Here is a 1,796-nt window from a genome sequence, read left to right as displayed (position 1 = left end):
TACGCCAACAACAGCAGCGACGTCGGTGACTACCTCATCGGCGAGAAGATCGACATCAACGGCGACGGCACCCCGCTGCGCTACATGGACAAGCCGAGCAAGGACGGCGCGTCCAAGGACAGCTGGTACTCCGGCATCGGCGGCGTCGACGTGCACTACTCGTCGGGTCCCGCGAATCACTTCTTCTACCTGCTGAGCGAGGGCAGCGGCGCCAAGGTCATCAACGGCGTCAGCTACAACTCGCCGACGTCGGACGGCCTTCCGGTCACCGGCATCGGCCGCGACAAGGCGCTGCAGATCTGGTACCGGGCGCTCACCACGAAGTTCACCTCGACCACCAACTACGCGGCGGCCCGCACCGGCACGCTCGCGGCGGCGGGCGAGCTGTACGGCACCACGAGCGCCGAGTACACGGCCGTGCAGAACGCCTGGGCGGCCGTGAACGTGGGCTCGCGTCCCGGCGGTGGCGGCGGCGGTACGTCGTTCGAGAACACCACCGACGTATCGATTCCGGACAACGGCGCGGCCGTCACGTCGTCGATCACGGTCACCGGCCGTACCGGCAACGCGCCGTCGAACCTCGCGGTGAGCGTCGACATCGTGCACACCTGGCGCGGTGACCTCGTCATCGACCTGGTGGCCCCGGACGGGTCGACGTACCGCCTGAAGAACTTCAGCTCGTCCGACTCGGCGGACAACGTGAACGCGACCTACACGGTCGACGCGTCCTCCGAAGTCGCCAACGGCACCTGGAAGTTGAAGGTCCAGGACCAGGCGGCGCAGGACACCGGCTACATCAACAGCTGGAAGCTGACGTTCCCGTAGACCGCGCCGCGCTCCCCGCGCGAGGCGGTGACGCACAGGACAGGGCGCCGTCCCGGAGGTTCAACTCCCCGGGGCGGCGCCCTCTTTGCCCGTCCGGGGGTTTGGCCTGACTCCCCTTTGAAGGAGATCGACTCCACTCCGGAACACCGAGCCGTTCACCCAATGGTCGACTTTCGGCCAAGGTCTTTAGGGCCTCCTGACATGTACGCGCCCCAGATGGCACGCTTCCACCGCACGGCTCACCCGCACCGCAACTTCACCTCGCCCGTCCGGCCACCCCAAAGCCGTCCGGGCGCCCCCACAGAAGGAGCTTGCGTGACCCCCCTCTACGCGCGTCACAAGCGCACCACTCTGGCCATCGCCACCGCCGTCGCGGCCGGAGCTCTGCTCGCCACCGGTATGACCACCGGTGCCGTCGCCCAGAACGCGGCGACCCCTGCCGGCGCGACCACCCTCGCCGGCGCCCCCGTCCAGCTCTCCTCCCCCGCGCGGACCGCCCTGATCCAGAAGGCCGACGCCGCCAAGGCGGAGACGGCCCGGGAGATAGGCCTCGGCTCCAGGGAGAAGCTGGTCGTCAGAGACGTCGTCAAGGACGCCGACGGCACCGTCCACACCCGCTACGAGCGCACCTACGACGGACTTCCGGTCCTCGGCGGCGACCTGGTCGTCCACGAGTCGAAGTCCGGCAAGGCCGAGGGCGTGACCAAGGCCACCAAGGCGGCCATCAAGGTCGCCTCGCTCAAGCCGGCGGTCACCACCGCGAAGGCCGAGAAGCAGGCGCTCACCGCCGCCGAGGCCGCGGGCTCGGAGAAGACCGCGGCCGACCGGGCGCCCCGCAAGGTGATCTGGGCCGCCACCGGCAAGCCCGTCCTCGCCTACGAGACCGTCGTCGGCGGCCTCCAGGACGACGGCACCCCCAACGAACTGCACGTCATCACCGACGCCGCCACCGGCAAGAAGCTCTACGAGTA

At 69.2% G+C, this 1,796-nt stretch carries 1 protein-coding gene and 1 pseudogene; both read left to right on the top strand.

Annotation, left to right across the window (positions count from 1 at the left end; translation table 11 throughout):
* Positions 1–825: M4 family metallopeptidase (locus tag H305_RS0143610; RefSeq protein WP_028805945.1), on the top strand; the 825-nt coding region annotated here is incomplete at its 5' end.
* 315 nt (positions 826–1,140) lie between these two features.
* Positions 1,141–1,796: pseudogene (locus H305_RS0143605) on the top strand (peptidase M4 family protein); the annotation flags it as partial.

Origin of the sequence: Streptomyces sp. 142MFCol3.1, from assembly GCF_000424945.1 — a bacterium.
Classification (GTDB): domain Bacteria; phylum Actinomycetota; class Actinomycetes; order Streptomycetales; family Streptomycetaceae; genus Streptomyces; species Streptomyces siamensis.
This window is presented reverse-complemented; position numbering and strand designations above follow the sequence as displayed.